We start from the raw sequence: 16,730 nt of genomic DNA on the forward strand, positions 1-16,730 counted from the left end.
TGAACGAACTCGCGGATCTCCGCCGTGGTGAATCCTGGGCTTATCGACATTCCCCTGCCTCCTTCTGATCGTGAACTGACTCACAATCAGCCTGACGCAGAGGGCGTTTTGACAATGAGGGTACTTTTTCCGCATCTCAACCGCGCGGGGGCGCGGGGCGGGCGGGGATACTGGGATGAGACGAGCGGAAGGACACGCCATGGCCGCGGACACCCGGGATCCGAGCGCGGTTCGCGCGAATGCAATGGACGCGAGCACAGTTGATTCGAGCGCAGCCGGCGCGAGCACAGCTGAATCGAGCGCGACGGGCCCGAGCGCAGTTCGCGCGACCGTAATGGGCGCGAGCGCGTGGGACGCGCGCTACCGCGAGGCGGGCAGGGGCGCTGAGACCCGGCTCTGGTCGGCGCTGCCGCCCGGGATCCTCCTCGACACGGTGTCCGGCTGGGCGCCGGGCCGGGCGCTCGACCTGGCGACGGGTGACGGCCGCACCGCGATCTGGCTGGCGACGCAGGGCTGGAGCGTGACCGGCGTCGACTTCTCGGCCGAGGCAATCGGCCTCGCCCGGAAGCACGCCGACGACGCGGGAGCCGAGGTGACCTGGCTGGTCGCGGATGCCGTCAGCTGGGCCCCCGAGGAACGCTTCGACCTCGTCACGGTGATGTACCTGCACTTGCCGGAGGCGGACATCCGGCGCGTCCTCGCCCGGGCAGCGGCCTGGGTCGCTCCCGGCGGGCACCTGCTCGTCGTCGGGCACGACCGGTTGAACCTGGGGACGGGAGCACCCGGGCCGGGCAACCCGGACATCCTGTACACCCCCGAAATCCTGAGCTCGTCGGCCGGCGACCTGGACGTGCTGCGCTGCGAGACGGTCCCCCGCGACCTCGCCACGGATCCCGAGGGGCCCGATGAAGCGCACGCCGCCCCCCGCGTCGCCCTCGACACCATCCTCGTCGCCTCTGCCCGGCCCCGGATCCAGTCCTGAAGCGCCAGCCCGCCGATTGAGATGCGGACAAAGTACCTTCCGCGCGCCCGGGAAGGTACTTTGTCCGCAACTCAGCGCCGCGAGGGGCCAGCGCAGAGAGGCCAGCGCAGAGAGGCCAGCGCAGAGAGGCCAGCGCAGAGAGGCCGCCGCCCCGGGCGGGGCGACGGCCTCAGGATCTGCCGGACCTGCAGGACCTGCCGGACCGCCTACTTACGCACGAGCGTCGCCACGGTGAAGCCGCCGGCGGCGATCGTAACTCGTCCGGTGCTGGTGATCGTGTCGCCCCGGGTCGGGACGAGTCGGCCGCTGGAGTCGTAGACCCGCTGAACGAGCTTGTAGCCTTTCGGCACCACGACCGTGCGCAGGCTCGACACGGTGGCCGCGCTGACGTAGAGGGTCGAGTCCCCGGCCGGCCCGGAAACGGACACGGTCGAGACCAGCGGCTGGATCAACAGCGCGTCGAGCGATGCGTCGCCGTTGCTCGTGCCGACGACGCTGGTGGCGCCGGCCGGCAGGGTGCGGCCCAGTGCGAACGGGAACAGCTTGCCCGGGGCGTCCGTGATGCCCTGGTCACCCGCGCCGCCGTTGGGCGTGCTGCCCAGGGCGGTCGTGCCGGCGGCCCAGCGCGTGGCCCCGGCGGGTGCCACGGCCTGGTTCACGATCGGGTAGACGTTGCGAGCCTGGTCGGCGGCGGGAACGGGGATGCTCACGGAGCCGCCGGCGCCGAGCGCCACGTACGCGCCCTTCGACCAGTTGGCCTCGCCCGTCCAGGCGGACGGGGGCGTCACAACGGATCCGGCGCCGCTGACGGCTCCGGATTCGGCCTCGACCACGCTCAGTCCCTTCGTGGCGACGGTCTCGTCGATGCCCAGCGCCTTCGTCTTCAGCGCCGGGTTCGCGTCCAGCACGAGCATGGAGAGCAGCGCGTGGATGGTCGATTCGGCACCCGAGTTGTGGTTCACCCGGCCGTCGTATTCGATCCCGTCGACCGTGGTTCCGGTGGTCGGGTCGTAGGCCGGGGCACCGCTGCGGTTCGCACCGAAGTACCAGCCGGCCGTGATCGCTGCCACGTCGAGCAGCCCGGGGGCCTTCGCGGCCTTCGCGGTCGCCACCAGCCCCTGCAGCCTCGAGTCGACGCCATAGGCGATCTGCGCCTCGCCCGGCGTGGGCGTCCAGGCGTTGTCCGGTCCGCCGGCGGCGAGCAGTTGCGGCGTGAACTGGGCGGCATCCTTGATGGCCGCGGTCAACAGGTCGCTGCGGCCGAGCACGTCGGCGGCCGTGGCGACGGCGGCCGGGGCCATCCCGCCCCAGGCGTGCCAGAGCGTCTGCGACTTGTTCCACGGCAGCATTGCCCCGTACAGCCACTGGTTCACGGAACCGGAAGACATCCCGGCAACCCCCTCGGTCAGCCGGGTGAGCGCGGTGGCGGCGAGGTCGTCGCCGGGCGCGACTCTCGTGTATGCGGAGAGCCCGAGCACGGCCTCGGCGGAGGCGTCGGCCCCGCCGGCGATGAGCCAGGCAGGAACGTGCACGCCGTCGGCGATGTCGAATGTGCCGTACTTGCCGAGCGACTGCCGGTTCAGCGCGTCGAGGGACAGGTGGAGGCGATCCTGGAGGAAGGCGGCGAAGTCCGGATCGGCATCCTTGAAGGCCGCGTAGCCCTCGCCGAGTGCCCAGACGGTGCGGGCCACCCAGTACGACTCCGCGGAGTCGCTCGGATCCGGCAGCTCTTTCGGCGTGGCGCTGGGGGTCAGCGTGCCGTCGGACTGCTGCCAGAGGATCACGTTGCCGGCGTTGGGGCCGGACGCGGTCTGCAGGTACGTCAGCGAGCGCAGGGTCTCGAAGGCGTGCTCGCGACTGCCGGCGTCGCCGGTCTGCTGCCAGTGGCGCAGGTAGACCACGGCCGTGCGGGCGATGTCGTCCGCGTTGTATGCGCCCTGGCTCCAGTAGCCGGTCGCGGGGTCGAGCGATCCACCGCCGACGCGGCCGTAGCTGCCGTCGGGCTTCTTGTCGGCATACGTCCACGGGGCCTGCGCCGTCGGCCTGGTGTCGAGCTGATACGTCGTGTGGCCCGGGGCCTCGGCCAGCGGAACGGTGTCGAGCAGGAAGTTCAGGTGGTTCAGGTTGGTCAGCGCCGGCGCCGACTGGGCGGCGCCGGGAACAACGGATGCCACCGGTGCGGCGAGCGCGGCGGTGGCCGTTCCAGCTCCCAGCAGCAGCATCGACACCGCGGCGACGAGCGCCACCGGCCTCGTCAGTGATCGTGAGCGAACATCTTTGTACGTCATTTGTCTCTCCTGGTTCGGGCATCATTGCCGGCCTCCGCGCGGGCAAATCACTCGGGCCCGCGTCCCTGAACCGGTTAAGCCTCCTTAACTAAACCGGTTAAGAGAACCGATGTCAAGGAATCCCGGCGCGTCGGATCGGGCCGCGCGGGAGGCCCCGGCAGGAGGCTGAGGCCGCCGGAACCGCGCCCGGCCATTCGTTGACTTGCGGAGAAAGTACCTTCCGCGGCCCGACGAAGGTACTTTCTCCGCGACTCAACCCGGAAACGGCGCGAACCCTAGAGGGTCGCGGCCAGGCCGGCCGACTGCTGGCCGAACTCGCTCAGGGTGGCCTCGATCGTCGCGTAGGCCCAGCGGTACGCGGCATCCTCTCACCGACGAGGACCGCGCGCCCTGGCTCGAGACCATCTCGTCGTGGATCATCGAGCACACCATGGCCGGCGTGCCGGGCATCATCACCTGCTCGGCGCTCAAGCGCCGCTACCGCGACGTGCTGCGCGAGAAGAACGTGATCTTCGTTCACCTGGACGGGTCGAGGGAACTCCTCGGCCGGCGGCTCGCCGCCAGGCTGGACCACTACATGCCGCCATCGCTGCTCGATTCGCAGGTGGCGACCCTCGAGGTGCCGGGGGACGACGAACGGGCGATCACGATCGACGCCGGCCGCGCCCCGGCCGAGGAGGCCGCCGAAGTCGTTCGGCGGCTCGGCTCACCCCGGCCGAGGAGGCCGCCGAAGTCGTTCGGCGGCTCGGCTCACCCCGCGCGCCGGCTCGTCGAGCTTCGGCGCGGCGGAACCCGGCAGGTCGTCGGCGAGGCGAGGGAGTGCGGGGCAGGGTGGCGCGGAGCCCCCTCGCTGAGTTCACTCGGCCGAGCCCGGGCGGGGCCGGGGGGCCGGGGCCGAGGGCCGGCCGGGCATCAGAACCTACCCTCACGTTAGGGTAGAGTGGTAAGTCTGGAATCCCGCGGAAGGAGAATCCATGACTCAGCTCACTGACGTCTCCAAGCCACAGGTGCAGAGCTCCCCGGCGCACAACCCGGAGGCACAGAACCCCCAGGTGCAGGCGGAAGCCACCCGCCGGCGCGCCTTCGCCGTGATCTCCCACCCCGACGCCGGCAAGTCAACGCTCACCGAGGCGCTGTTGCTGCACGCCCGCGCGATCACCAGCGCAGGCGCGACCCACGGCAAGGCCGGCCGACGCGGAACCGTGTCGGACTGGATGGCCATGGAACAGGCCAGAGGCATCTCGATCACCTCCGCGGCCATCCAGTTCGAGTACCGCAACAGCGTGATCAACCTGGTCGACACCCCCGGCCACGCCGACTTCTCCGAGGACACCTTCCGCGTGCTCTCGGCCGTCGACGCCGCGGTCATGCTCGTGGACGCGAGCAAGGGCCTCGAGGTGCAGACCATGAAACTCTTCGCCGTCTGCAAGCAGCGCGGCATCCCGGTGATCACGGTGATCAACAAGTGGGACCGGCCCGGATCCGCCGCGCTCGACCTGATGGACGAGATCCGCACCCGCACCGGCCTGGTGCCCACCCCGCTGACCTGGCCCGTCGGCATCGCCGGCGACTTCCGAGGCGTGATCGAACGCTCCACCGACGAGTTCATCCGCTTCACCCGCACCGCGGGCGGCGCGACCACGGCGGACTCCGAGCGGATCAGCGCCGCCGTCGCGGCCACCGAAGAGGGCGATGCCTGGGTCGCCGCCGCCGAGGAATCCGAGCTGCTGGCCGAGGAAGACCAGAACCACGACCAGGCCCGGTTCCTGGCCGGAGAAACGACCCCGGTGCTCTTCTCCGCGGCCGTGCTCAACTTCGGCGTGCAGCACATCCTCGACACGCTCGTCGACTTAGCCCCGGCCGCCGAGGCCAGGGAGGATGCCGGCGGCGGCCACCGGGCGGTGAGCTCGGAGTTCTCCGGCTTCGTCTTCAAGGTGCAGTCCGGCATGAACTCGTCGCACCGCGATTACGTCGCGTTCGTTCGGGTCTGCTCCGGACAGTTCCGCCGTGGCATGATCGTCACCCACGCCGCCTCCGGCCGGCCGTTCGCGACGAAATACGCGCAGCACCTGTTCGGCAAGGAACGCGAGGTGGCCGACGAGGCCTGGCCCGGCGACATCGTCGGACTGGTCAACGCCTCCGCGCTCCGCGTCGGCGACACCATCTTCGAGGGCGATGCCGTCACCTTCCCGCCGCTGCCGATCTTCGCCCCCGAGCATTTCCGGGTCGTGCGCCCCGCGGACACGAGCAAGCACAAGCAGTTCCGCCGCGGTATCGACCAGCTGGACCACGAGGGCGTCATCCAGGTCATGCGCTCGGAGCTCCGCGGCGACCAGGCTCCCGTGCTCGGCGCGGTCGGCCCGATGCAGTTCGAGGTCGTCGAAGAGCGGATGACCCACGACTTCGGCGCGGCCATCCGGATGGAGGCCCTGCCTTACCAGCTGGCCCGCCGCACCGACAAGGAAAGCGCCCTCATCCTCGGCCACGACCGGCAGGTCGAGGTGCTGATGCGCACCGACGGCACCCTGCTCGCCCTCTTCAGCACGCCCTGGCGCCTGCGCAACACCGAGCGGGACCACCCGGAGATCCTCCTGGAAGACCTCGCCGCCGGCGCCCCGACTCCCTAACCTCCGCTCAACCCCGCCATCCTCTTCGCCGAACCGTGAGTTTGGCACCTTCCCGGGCCCAACGAAGGTGCCAAACTCACAGTTCGGCGGATGGGTTAAGCGACAAACGGCGAGGCCCCCGTGGGGGCCTCGCCGTTTGTTTCGCCGCGGGGGTTAGGCGTCGACGACGATCGAGGTGATGACGGGGTGGCGGCGGTACTTGCGCTGCATCCACCGGGTCACGCTGTCGCTGAAGATGTGCTCGAGTGCCGGGCCATCGACGATCTTGATCTTGTTGGCGGCCCGCATCGCGTCGTCGATCGCCTTGGTCGCGCCGCGAACCCACTCGGCGTCGTGCACGAAACCGCGGGAGATGAACTCCACCGGCTCGGCCAGCAGCCCGGTCTTCGTGTTGAGGATGCCGAGGATGGTGATCGCGCCCTCTTCGGCGAGCTTCACCCGGTGCGCCATGGCCTCCTGCGAGGCCTTCTGCGCGTCCTCGCCGCCGACGGTCATGCCGTCGACGAAGACGAGCTCGACCGGCACGCGGCCGGTGATCCGGGCCTTGCCGTCGATCAGGTCCACGACAACGCCGTCTTCCACGATCAGCACACGGTCGGCGTCGACGCCGGTGCGGATGGCGAGGTCCGCGTTGGCCTTGAGGTGGCGCCATTCACCGTGCACCGGCATGACGTTCGTCGGCTTCACGAGGTTGTAGCAGTAGACGAGTTCGCCGGCGCTGGCGTGGCCGGACACGTGCACCCGGGCGTTGCCCTTGTGCACCACGTTGGCGCCCCAGCGGGTCAGTCCGTTGATCACGCGGTAGATCGCGTTCTCGTTGCCGGGGATCAGCGAACTGGCCAGCAGCACCGTGTCGCCCTCGCCGATCTTGATCACGTGCTCGCGGTTGGCCATGCGGGACAGCGCGGCCATGGGCTCGCCCTGCGAGCCGGTGCAGATGAGCACGACCTTGTCGTCCTTCATCCGTTCGAGCGCCTTCATGTCCACGATGAGGCCCTTGGGGATGGTGAGGAAGCCCAGGTCGCCGGCGATGCCCATGTTGCGCACCATCGAGCGGCCGACGAACGCGACCTTGCGGTTGCTGCGGACCGCGGCGTCGATGACCTGCTGGATGCGGTGCACGTGGCTGGCGAAGCTCGAGACGATGATGCGGCGCGGCGCGGTGCGGAACACCGCGTCGATGGCGGGCCGGATCTCTTCCTCGGTCACCGTGAAGCCGGGAACCTCGGCGTTGGTCGAGTCGGTCAGGAACAGGTCGACGCCCTCTTCACCGAGTCGGGCGAAGCCGGGGAGGTCGGTCAGGCGTTTGTCGAGCGGGAACTGGTCCATCTTGAAGTCGCCGGTGTGCAGCACGAGGCCGGCCTCGGTGCGGATCGCGATCGCGAGTCCGTCGGGGATGGAGTGGTTCACGGCCAGGAACTCGAGGTCGAACGGTCCGGCGCTGCGGCGCTGGCCTTCCTCGACCTGCACCAGGCGCGGCGTGATGCGGTGCTCCTGCAGCTTGGCGCTGAGGAAGGCGAGGGTGAGCTCGGATCCGATGACGGGGATGTCCGACCGCTCGCGCAGCAGGTACGGCACGCCGCCGATGTGGTCTTCGTGCCCGTGCGTGAGCACGATCGCTTCGATGTCCTGGAGGCGGTCCCTGATGGCCGAGAAGTCAGGCAGGATCACGTTGATGCCGGGCTGGTTCTCTTCGGGGAAGAGCACGCCGCAGTCGACGATGAGGAGCTTGCCCTTGTGCTCGAACACGGTCATGTTGCGACCGATTTCGCCCAGTCCTCCGAGCGCGATGACGCGGAGGCCGCGCTTCGGCAGGGGCGGCGGGGTGGACAGGTCGAGTTCGTGGTTACTCATGGATCTCATTTCTCAAATGTGAGACCGCGCGTCGAGCGGGTCTCGATAGTCGGTGCCCACGGGAGCGGGCGATCCGTCGTGCATGTCTGGGGCGGCCCGGTCGGCGTTCGCCGGTCGGGCCGGGGTGGAGTGTTATTGGTGACGCAAAAGTTCGAGGAACTCGTCGGCCATGTGGAGCTGCTCCTGGAGCTTCTCCCGCCGCGAGACGGCCTGCCCGATGAATTCTTCCAGTTCCAGGCGGACATCGGCATTGTCAGTGCCGGCGGCGCCGTTTTGCAGGGTGCCGATCACCCGCAGCAGCTCGATCATCTCGTCGAGGGTGAAGCCGAGCGGCTTCATCCGTCGGATGAGGTTCAGCCGGGAGAGGTCGTCCTGGGAGTACAGGCGGAACCCGCCGTGGGTGCGACCGGAAGCCTTGAGGAGACCGATCTCGTCATAGTGACGGATGGTGCGCAGCGACAGTCCGGTCTTCTCGGCGAGTTCGCCGATGTGCATCGTCATGGTCACCGTGCCCGTGGGCGCGTCCGGCGCCGTGTTTCCCGTCATTCCGCACCCCCTCTTCATCGCTGAATAACACACTACCCTAACGTTAGGGTAGTGTTCGGCGCGTCAACCACCTCCGGCCTTCGGCCCCGGTGCCCTAGATTTGTTCCCCTAGGCAAGGGAGCACTCATGACGAGTTGGCGGATCCGGGACTTCCACGCGGACGACCTCGACGGCATCCTGGGCCTGTGGGAGGAAATCAAGGCCTCCAGGGCGGAGCCGGTCTACGGGCTCTCCGAGGTGCTGGCGTCCTGCCAGAAGGACCACGCCGTCGTCGCGGTGCACGGCGACGAGGTCATCGGTGCGGCCGTGGGGCGCGCGGCGCACGCCCAGGGCTGGATCGTCTTCCTGGCCACCACCGAGTCGTGGCAAAGCCAGGGCATCGGCACGGCCCTCCTGGCGGCCCTCGAACGACGGATGGCCCCGGCCGGCCTGACGAAACTGTCCGCGCTGATGCCGGAAACGCCGACCCGGGTCGACGCGTTCCTCAACCGCGGTTTTGAGGTCAAGAAGAATCTGCGCTACTTCGAGCGGCACATCCCGGTGCAGCGGGAGGAGCTGAAGTCGCTCAGCGAACTGGGCGGGCGCGTGCTGCCGCGGGACCTCTGGGCCGCCGTCGGCGGGATGGCCAGGGAGAAGGAACTGCTCGAGCGGCGCCTGGTGATGCCGCTGGCCAAGCCGGACATGGCCGAGCAGTACGGCGTCGTCCCCCCGAAGGCCGTGGTGCTCTTCGGCCCTCCCGGCACCGGCAAGACGACGTTCGCCAAGGCGATCGCCTCGCGCCTGGAGTGGCCGTTCGTCGAGGTCTTCCCCTCCCGGCTCGCCGCCGATCCACTGGGCCTGGCCGGGGCGCTCCGGGAGACGTTCCGCAAGATCTCCGAGCTCGAACACGTGGTCGTCTTCATCGACGAGGTCGAAGAGATCGCGGCCCAGCGCGGGGGCGAGCCGCCCTCGGCGCTTCAGGGCGTCACCAACGAGCTGCTCAAGATCATCCCCGCCTTCCGGGAGCAGTCCGGCCGGCTCCTGGTCTGCGCCACGAACTTCGTCCGGGCCCTCGACTCGGCGTTCCTGCGGCACGGGCGGTTCGACTATGTGATCCCGATCGGCCTGCCGGACGAGGCCGCCCGCCAGGCCATCTGGGAGCGGTACGTCCCGCCGACCGTGGCGGACACCGTCGACCTGGGCGCGCTCGTGGCCGCCAGCGCCGGATTCTCACCGGCCGACATTGAATACGCCGCCCGGAGGGCCTCCCAGGAGGCCCTGGAACAGGCGCTCTTCGGCGGCGAGGAGTCCCCGCCGGAGGGCCCCGGCACCGGGCACTACCTCTCTGCCATCGATGCCACCCGCACGACGGTCTCGTCGCAGGTCGCCGCGGAGTTCCTCGAGGACATCGAGCGGCTCGCCCGACTCTGAGCCGGCGCAGGGCCCTGGCAGCGCGCAGGCAGCTCGGCTAGAGTCGGCCGGATGCGCTCACCATTGCCCGATGCCGGCCTGGCCCAGGACGAACCGATTCGCGGCGGAGGATTCGTGCGGGTGCGCGGCGCCCGTGAGAACAACCTGCGGGGCGTCGACCTCGACGTGCCCCGCGACGCGATCGTCGCTTTCACGGGAGTCTCCGGCTCCGGCAAGTCCTCCCTGGCGTTCGGGACCATCTTCGCCGAGGCCCAGCGGCGTTTCTTCGAGTCCGTGGCTCCCTACGCCCGCCGGCTCATCCAGCAGGGCCATACCCCCCAGGTCGACGAGATCACCGGCCTTCCGCCCGCGGTCGCCCTCCAGCAGCGTCGGGGCACACCGAGTTCGCGCTCCACCGTCGGCACGCTCACCACCCTCTCCAACTCCCTGCGAATGCTCTATTCCCGCGCCGGCACATATCCCCCGGATGCCGTCGGGCGGCTGGAATCCGACTCCTTCTCGCCCAACACCGCGATGGGCGCCTGCCCGGATTGCCACGGCCTCGGCACCATGCACACCGTCAGCGAGTCCTCGCTCGTGCCCGACCCGAGCCTGAGCGTTCGCGACGGAGCCATCGCGGCCTGGCCGGGCGCCTGGCAGGGCAAGAACCTGCGGGACATCCTGATCGCCCTCGGCTACGACGTGGACACGGCCTGGCGCGACCTGCCCCGCCAGGCGCGGGACTGGATCCTCTTCACCGACGAGCAGCCCGTCGTGCAGATCACCCCGCAGCGGGACCGGGTGGCCAAGCCGTACCAGGGCAGGTTCTGGAGCGCGAAGAGCTACGTCCTGCACACGCTGGCCGATTCGAAGAGCCAGACGATGCGGCAGCGCGTGCTCCGTTTCGTCGAAACCGGACCCTGCCCCCTCTGCGGAGGCAGCGGCCTGAAGCCCGAGGCCCTCGCGGTCACCTTCGCCGGGCGCACCATCGCGGAGGTGAACGCACTGCCGCTCACGGCGCTGGCCGACGTCATCCGCCCCACCGCCGAGCTGAAAGAGGCCTCCGCTGCGAGCAGTTCGGCGTCATCCGGCGAGCTGACCGAGGTCGCCGTGACGCTCACCCGGGATCTGCTTCGCCGGGTCGAGGTGCTGGTCGAGCTGGGGCTGGGCTACCTCAGCCTCGGCCGGGCCACCCCCACCCTGTCGCCGGGCGAAATGCAGCGCCTGCGCATCGCCACCCAGCTGCGCTCCGGACTCTTCGGCGTCATCTATGTGCTGGATGAGCCCTCGGCCGGCCTGCACCCCGCCGACGCCGAGCCCCTGTTGCTCGTTCTCGAACAGCTGAGGAGCGCCGGCAACTCCGTCTTCGTCGTCGAGCACAATATGGATGTCGTCCGGCGGGCCGACTGGGTCGTCGACGTCGGGCCCCACGCGGGCGAGGGCGGCGGCGCCGTGCTCTACAGCGGCCCGGCGGCCGGCCTGGCCGAGGTGACCGCGTCGGTGACCCGCCGGTTCCTGTTCCCCGGCGGCTACCCGTCGACTCCGGCCCGCGCCCTCCGGGAGCCGCAGGATTGGCTGCGCCTGCGCGGGATCACCCGGCACAATCTCCAGGGCCTCGACGCGGACATCCCGATCGGGGTGCTCACCGCCGTGACCGGCGTCTCGGGGTCGGGCAAGTCCACGCTGGTCAGCCAGGTGCTCGCCGACGCGGTCGGCAGCCGACTGCGCTCCGCGCCCGACGACACGGATGCCGCGGAGCAGGGCTCCGACGCGGACGCCGATGCCGGCGGCGGTGACCGGCCGAGGATCGACGAGGTCACCGGCCACGGCGCGTTCGACCGGCTGGTGCGGGTGGACCAGAAACCCATCGGTCGCACGCCGCGCTCGAACCTGGCCACCTACACGGGCCTGTTCGACGCCGTTCGCGCGGCCTTCGCGGCCACCGAGACCGCCCGCGCCCGCGGCTACGGCGCCGGCCGGTTCTCGTTCAACGTCGCCGGCGGTCGCTGCGAAACCTGCCTGGGTGAGGGTTTCGTCGCCGTCGAGCTCCTGTTCCTGCCGGGCAGCTACGCGCCCTGCCCGGCCTGCCTCGGCTCGCGCTACAACGCCGAAACGCTCGAGGTCACGTACCGGGGCAAGACCGTCGCAGAGGTGCTGGGGCTCACGGTCACCGCCGCGGCCGCGTTTCTGGCCGACGTGGCCCCCGCCGCCCGAAGCCTGGCCACCCTGGCGGAGGTGGGGCTCGGCTACCTGCGGCTGGGCCAGCCGGCCACGGAGCTCTCCGGCGGCGAGGCGCAGCGGATCAAGCTCGCCACCGAACTGCAGCGGGCGTCCCGCGGGCACACGCTCTACCTGCTCGACGAGCCGACGACCGGGCTGCATCCTGCGGATGTCGAACTGCTGCTGACCCAGCTGGACCGGCTGGTCGAGGCGGGCAACACCGTCGTCGTCGTCGAACACGAGATGGACGTCGTGGCGGCCGCGGACTGGGTCATCGACCTCGGCCCGGCCGGCGGGGACGCGGGCGGGCGCATCATCGTCGCCGGCGCCCCCGCGACCGTCGCGGAGCATCCGACCAGCAGGACTGCGCCGTACCTCGCCGCGCGGATGGCCGCCTCGGCCCCGGGCGAATCGACGGCCTGAGGCGCTAGGGCTGGCCGGCCCGCTGGACCAGCCAGGAATACGGGTCAGTGGGCGTGGCGCCGTCGAGGAGGATCTCGAAGTGCAGGTGCGGACCCGTGCTCTGGCCGGTGGTGCCGACCTGGCCGAGCGTCTGCCCGACAGCGACGGATTGTCCCTGGCTGACGGCGAGGCTGCCCTCCTGCATGTGGCCGTACAGGCTGCTCACGAGCCGGCCGTCGACCTTGTGGTCGAGGATGACGTGCACGCCGAGGCCGCCATTGTCATAGGCGATGGCGAAGCGCACGGTGCCGGCGGCGACCGCGTGGATCGGCGTGCCCGCGCCGGGATTCATGTCCAGTCCCTTGTGGAACGTGGAGCAGCCGGAGCAGGGGGCTTCGCGGGGGCCGTAACCTCCCGCGATCGGGACCCGGCCCGGGAACGGCCAGCGGACAGCGGCCCCGCTGGTGGCGCCCGCGGCGGCCGAGGCAACCGCGGCCCTGGGCTTCGGCTTCGGCGGCGCGGCCTTGGTGGTGTACCCGTCGCGCACGATCGTGACGGTCGACGCGTTGCTGACCGGCAGGGTCTGGGCTCCGACGCGGGACGCGGGGGACGCAGACCCGAGCGTGTCGACCGAGTCGGCATTCACGGCGTGTGCCGGCAGGGACACGCTCACGGTGAGGAGCGCGGTGAGAACCATGGCGGCGGTGCCGGCAGCGCTCTGGCGTAGTGTCGCCGGAATCCCGCTACTCATGGGCACCCAGCATCGGGGCGCCCTGCGTGGGGGCATGGTTCAGCAGCAAAATTGTAGGCATGGGCGTCATCTCTCGTGTCGCGACAGGCGCGCGCGAACGCGGTCAGGTCAGGTGGCTGAGGACCCTCGCGCCGAACAGAAGGCAGTTTCAGCCGGGACTGGGGCCGGAAAGCTGCGCGAACTGTCGGGGAAGATGTCCTTCAATGCGACCGGCAGGTCTCCATGACGCCAAGCGCATATTCATTGAGGTTACGCGCTGACCCTGAGAGAACGGTGATTCCTGCTCACTTTCCCGCGAGCGACCTGTCTAGGGCTTGCGCGAAGCACCTTCCGGCTCGATGGGTTCGGGAGTGATTCGAAGCCCCGCCGGCGTGTTCGAGAGCTGCACGAGTTCCTCGAGCCAGGCTCGGTTCAGGCTGGGTTCCCTGCCGCCGAAGAACTCGAACTGCAGCGGGATGGCCGGGTGCAGCCAGATGGAACTGTGTCCGCTCCCCGACGCGGCCGAGTTGTCCCAGGAGAAGGTGAAGCTTTCGCCTCGGCGCAACTTGGCCACGATGACGACCTTGAGGTGCGCCAGCACGCGATCGTCGAAGTCGACGGCGATCGACGGCGTTCCGTAAATGAACTTACCCATGGGCTTCCTCCTCGTTGAGGCCATTCTCGATGTTGGCCACCTCGCGGTTGAAGGCTGCGGCGTCCTTCTCGGCCTGGAGCGACGGTTTGGACACGGCCACGATCCCGATCTGCGGCAGGTCGGGCACCGGGAAGAGCCGGGCTTCCTCATCCTCCGCCGAGAGGGGATCGGCGTCCGACACGTCGAGTTGGGTGCCCGGGCCGAGCAGAAGGGTGTGCGTGGTCGTTGTGCCGTCCGACTCGAGCACGGGGATCTCCACTGCCACGCTGCCGGCGTCGCCGGCGACGCCGGTCGCGAACGTGAGAAGCGCCTCGGCAACCGCGCTGCCGGTGATGAGCGACCCGCCCGCGTACGTTATGCGTTTCATGCTTAGACCCTAGCCGCCGAGATCAGGCCCGGGGGGCCGGGCTTGACATAGCGGTAGTACTCGATGCCCTCGTCGTGGAAGTCCGGCCCGGTCGATGTTCCCAGCCTGTCGACCACGAACTCGTCGCCGGAGAGCACTGTGACGAGGTCGGAGCGATGTCCGTCATGCACGGCGATGTATTGCGCCTCGGTCAGGTCGACCGGGGCGGCCAGGGCGCTCTCGAAGTTGATTCGGGCCGCTGCGGCCTGCCAGCCCGGAACGACCCGCATCGGCAGGGCCTCCGCCGCGTCGCCGCTGCCATACCCGAGGGCGAGCCACTCCTGGCCGGCGAGTTCGAGCCCGTCGGCCCTCGCCTCCCGCAGACCGGAGGCGAGCCACGCCGGGAGTGCCGCCGTGTACAGGTTGCCGAGGTCACGCATGGCTTCGGAGCCGAGGCCGAGTTTGTCGTCCACCAGGGTTCCCCAGATCGCGGTGGTCCTCAGGTGCTTCCGCAGTCGCCGGCTCAGCGGGAAGGCGTCGCCGGTGAAGTCGGCGGGGTCCAACGCGCCGCCGCGGACCGGTGCGGGATCCCGGAGCTCAGCGATCAGGAGGTCCGCATCGATGCCGGCGTCCGCACAGTGGGCGCGGAGCTCACCCTGGCCCGACTCCTCGTCGTCCGCGAGCGCGAAGAGCCAGGCCATCACCCACCCGGTCGCGGGCATCTGGTGGTACGGACGGTGCATGAACACCGCGTCGACCTCGCGGAAGTAGTCGAGGCTGCGACCGGGGCGCTTGCGCAGCATGGCCGCCACGGCGTGATGGGTGGCGTCGATGTAGCAGCTGGTGGAGTAGCGCCCGTTGAACACCGGAAGGTCCTGGACCTGGCCGTCCTCGCGGGGCGGCTGGTCGCGAAAACGCGCGAACGGTTTGCGGAAATCGGCCACGCGGTAGGCGGAGTCGCTGCCCGCGCCGGCCAGGTCCACCTCCAGCAGGCGGGCCTCGCCTTCCAGGAGCAGGGCGACGGCTCCGGCACCCTGGGTGGGCTCGCCGGTGCCCCCGCGGGCGTATTCGGCGATGTCGGCGCAGACGACGATCGCCTGGCGACCCGCGCCGTCGGCGGCCAGGTAGCGCACGGCCGCCTTGACCCCGTACACGCCGCCGAGGCAGGCGTGCTTGAATTCGGGCACTTCGCAGTCGCGCGCCAGTTCCGGCATCCCGTTGGCCCGGAGGGCCTCGTTGACCATGCCCTTGATGATGACCGCCCCGGCGGAGTTGTCGCTGCTGGATTCGGTACCGAGGGCCAGAAGGCCGATGCCGGCCGGGTCGATGTCGTAGTCCAGGATCAGCCGCCAGACCGCGTTGGCCGCGAGCGTGTAGATGCTCTGCCCGGGGCCGCGCATCCGGAAACTACGACCGACCACGGTCCGGATCTTGTTCCAGGGCTGGTCGTTCCACTCGCACCAGGCGTCCAGCCGCACCCGGTAGGGCGGGACGTACAGGGAGATTCCACTAATTCCAGGCGTCAACTGTTTCCACTTCACGTTTCGGGTGGTTCGCGTCCGCGTCGGGTCGCGAACGCACCCCTCCATTATTCAGCGATCGGTTTGCGAAGTGTGGACCACAATCCATTTCGACGGCGACACCGGCAGCGGCGAGCCACCGGCTAAAATCAAGGGAATCCGATCGGAGCATCACTGTGGATCAACCCCTCGGCGGTGGCGCCACCGCCGTGGCCCGCGCACACAGCAATATTGCCCTGGTCAAATACTGGGGCAAGCGAGACGCCGCGCTGAACACTCCCGCCGTTGGTTCGATCTCGGTCACCCTGGCTGCGCTGTACACCGATACGAGGGTGACGTTTCGCCCCGATCTCTCCGGCGATGAGTTCTGGCTGGACGGATCCCGGACCGACGCCACGCGGGTCAGCCGCGTGCTCGACCTGGTGCGCCGGCGGGCCGCCACCGACCGGTACGCCGTCGTCTCGTCGACGAACAACTTTCCGACCGGAGCGGGACTCGCCTCGTCGGCATCCGGCTTCGCCGCCCTCGCGGTGGCCGCGGCCGGCGCAAGCGGCCTCACGCTGGCCGACCGGGAACTGTCGATCCTGGCGCGCCACGGCTCCGGGTCGGCGGCCCGGTCCATCTTCGGGGGATTCGCCGAGATGCACGCCGGCGTCGCCGCCGATGGGTCGGACTCATACGCGGAACAACTGCTCGAGCCGGCCGACTGGCCGTTGTCGGTCGCCGTGGCCATCACCGAGCGCGGCGAGAAGTCGATCAATTCCACAATCGGAATGGTCGAAAGCGCGGCCACGTCGCCGTACTACCAGGCCTGGCAGGACTCCGCCGCCGACGATCTCGCCGAGATGCGGGCCGCCATCGCAGCCCGGGACTTCGCCCGGCTCGGGGAGCTGTCCGAGTACAACTGCCTCAAGTTGCACGCGCTGATGCTGTCCACCCGGCCCGCCCTCATCTATTGGAACGCCGCCACCGTCGCCGCCATGCACGCCGTGCGCGGGCTGCGCGCCGACGGCGTGCCGGCCTACTTCACCATCGACGCCGGACCGCAGGTGAAGGTGCTCTGCCTCCCGGCCGACTCCGCGGCCGTCCGGGGCGCGCTGGCACTCGTCCCCGGGGTGCACGAAGTGCGGATGAGCGCACTCGGCCCGGGCGCGCACCGGCTGGAGTGAGC

Annotated in this window: 13 protein-coding genes; 6 read left to right on the plus strand and 7 right to left on the minus strand. The window is 69.8% G+C overall.

The window, feature by feature from the left end; genetic code table 11:
- Positions 1 to 334 precede the first annotated feature (334 nt).
- Positions 335 to 982 carry a bifunctional 2-polyprenyl-6-hydroxyphenol methylase/3-demethylubiquinol 3-O-methyltransferase UbiG gene (locus tag E3T54_RS12965; RefSeq protein WP_134476046.1) on the plus strand — a complete coding sequence of 216 codons (648 nt, stop codon included), beginning with the start codon at positions 335 to 337 and terminating at the stop codon, positions 980 to 982.
- Between the two features lie 206 nt (positions 983 to 1,188).
- Here the strand turns inward: E3T54_RS12965 and E3T54_RS12970 are convergent, their stop codons facing one another.
- Entirely contained in the window at positions 1,189 to 3,270 is a 2,082-nt protein-coding gene (locus tag E3T54_RS12970; RefSeq protein ID WP_134476047.1) for a hypothetical protein, read from the minus strand.
- 439 nt (positions 3,271 to 3,709) lie between these two features.
- On the opposite strand from E3T54_RS12970, the gene E3T54_RS12975 reads away from it, so the two are divergent.
- Positions 3,710 to 4,204, plus strand: a complete 495-nt coding sequence (locus E3T54_RS12975; RefSeq protein WP_174844422.1) for a gluconokinase — start codon at positions 3,710 to 3,712, stop codon at positions 4,202 to 4,204.
- A 40-nt stretch (positions 4,205 to 4,244) separates the two neighbouring features.
- The gene (locus tag E3T54_RS12980; protein WP_134476048.1) at positions 4,245 to 5,897 is read left to right on the plus strand and encodes a peptide chain release factor 3; all 1,653 of its coding nucleotides are present in this window, start codon (positions 4,245 to 4,247) and stop codon (positions 5,895 to 5,897) included.
- 153 nt (positions 5,898 to 6,050) lie between these two features.
- On the opposite strand, the gene E3T54_RS12985 is transcribed toward E3T54_RS12980, so the two are convergent.
- Positions 6,051 to 7,751, minus strand: coding sequence for a ribonuclease J (locus tag E3T54_RS12985; protein ID WP_370255551.1), 1,701 nt, complete (start codon positions 7,749 to 7,751; stop codon positions 6,051 to 6,053).
- A 132-nt stretch (positions 7,752 to 7,883) separates the two neighbouring features.
- On the minus strand, positions 7,884 to 8,297 hold the full coding sequence (locus tag E3T54_RS12990) for a MerR family transcriptional regulator (RefSeq protein WP_241977221.1): 414 nt from the start codon (positions 8,295 to 8,297) through the stop codon (positions 7,884 to 7,886).
- A 126-nt stretch (positions 8,298 to 8,423) separates the two neighbouring features.
- Here E3T54_RS12990 and E3T54_RS12995 point away from each other — a divergent pair, with 126 nt between their 5' ends.
- Together E3T54_RS12995 and E3T54_RS13000 are read left to right on the plus strand one after the other, a co-directional pair.
- A complete protein-coding gene (locus E3T54_RS12995; protein ID WP_134476050.1) occupies positions 8,424 to 9,707 on the plus strand; it encodes an ATP-binding protein in 1,284 nt (427 codons plus the stop codon).
- Between the two features lie 51 nt (positions 9,708 to 9,758).
- A complete protein-coding gene (locus tag E3T54_RS13000) occupies positions 9,759 to 12,329 on the plus strand; it encodes an excinuclease ABC subunit UvrA (protein WP_134476051.1) in 2,571 nt (856 codons plus the stop codon).
- Positions 12,330 to 12,333: 4 nt separating this feature from the next.
- Here the strand turns inward: E3T54_RS13000 and E3T54_RS13005 are convergent, their stop codons facing one another.
- From E3T54_RS13005 to E3T54_RS13020, 4 genes are all read right to left on the minus strand, one after another.
- Entirely contained in the window at positions 12,334 to 13,059 is a 726-nt protein-coding gene (locus E3T54_RS13005; RefSeq protein WP_166804920.1) for a M23 family metallopeptidase, read from the minus strand.
- 307 nt (positions 13,060 to 13,366) lie between these two features.
- The gene (locus E3T54_RS13010) at positions 13,367 to 13,693 is read right to left on the minus strand and encodes an ATP-dependent DNA ligase (RefSeq protein ID WP_134476053.1); all 327 of its coding nucleotides are present in this window, start codon (positions 13,691 to 13,693) and stop codon (positions 13,367 to 13,369) included.
- Positions 13,686 to 14,060 (minus strand): hypothetical protein, encoded by a 375-nt coding sequence (locus E3T54_RS13015; protein WP_134476054.1) that lies wholly within the window; start codon positions 14,058 to 14,060, stop codon positions 13,686 to 13,688. Before E3T54_RS13015 ends, E3T54_RS13010 begins: the two co-directional genes overlap by 8 nt.
- A gap of 2 nt (positions 14,061 to 14,062) precedes the next feature.
- Complete coding sequence (locus tag E3T54_RS13020; RefSeq protein WP_198414497.1) at positions 14,063 to 15,580, minus strand: hypothetical protein; 1,518 nt, start codon at positions 15,578 to 15,580, stop codon at positions 14,063 to 14,065.
- A 155-nt stretch (positions 15,581 to 15,735) separates the two neighbouring features.
- On the opposite strand from E3T54_RS13020, the gene mvaD reads away from it, so the two are divergent.
- A complete protein-coding gene (gene mvaD, locus E3T54_RS13025; protein ID WP_134476056.1) occupies positions 15,736 to 16,728 on the plus strand; it encodes a diphosphomevalonate decarboxylase in 993 nt (330 codons plus the stop codon).
- The last annotated feature ends 2 nt before the right edge of the window (positions 16,729 to 16,730 follow it).

The organism is Cryobacterium sp. Sr8, assembly GCF_004403225.1.
In the GTDB taxonomy this organism is placed as follows: Bacteria; Actinomycetota; Actinomycetes; order Actinomycetales; family Microbacteriaceae; genus Cryobacterium; species Cryobacterium psychrotolerans.

Bases quoted from the DNA above. Each gene is read 5' to 3' on its own strand.
- E3T54_RS12995 (WP_134476050.1), top strand. From the start codon at position 8,424: ATGACGAGTTGGCGGATCCGGGACTTCCACGCGGACGACCTCGACGGC.
- E3T54_RS12985 (WP_370255551.1), bottom strand. From the start codon at position 7,751: ATGAGTAACCACGAACTCGACCTGTCCACCCCGCCGCCCCTGCCGAAG.
- E3T54_RS13015 (WP_134476054.1), bottom strand. From the start codon at position 14,060: ATGAAACGCATAACGTACGCGGGCGGGTCGCTCATCACCGGCAGCGCG.
- E3T54_RS12990 (WP_241977221.1), bottom strand. From the start codon at position 8,297: ATGACGGGAAACACGGCGCCGGACGCGCCCACGGGCACGGTGACCATG.
- E3T54_RS12980 (WP_134476048.1), top strand. From the start codon at position 4,245: ATGACTCAGCTCACTGACGTCTCCAAGCCACAGGTGCAGAGCTCCCCG.
- E3T54_RS13005 (WP_166804920.1), bottom strand. From the start codon at position 13,059: ATGAGTAGCGGGATTCCGGCGACACTACGCCAGAGCGCTGCCGGCACC.
- E3T54_RS13010 (WP_134476053.1), bottom strand. From the start codon at position 13,693: ATGGGTAAGTTCATTTACGGAACGCCGTCGATCGCCGTCGACTTCGAC.
- E3T54_RS12965 (WP_134476046.1), top strand. From the start codon at position 335: ATGGGCGCGAGCGCGTGGGACGCGCGCTACCGCGAGGCGGGCAGGGGC.
- E3T54_RS13000 (WP_134476051.1), top strand. From the start codon at position 9,759: ATGCGCTCACCATTGCCCGATGCCGGCCTGGCCCAGGACGAACCGATT.
- E3T54_RS12970 (WP_134476047.1), bottom strand. From the start codon at position 3,270: ATGACGTACAAAGATGTTCGCTCACGATCACTGACGAGGCCGGTGGCG.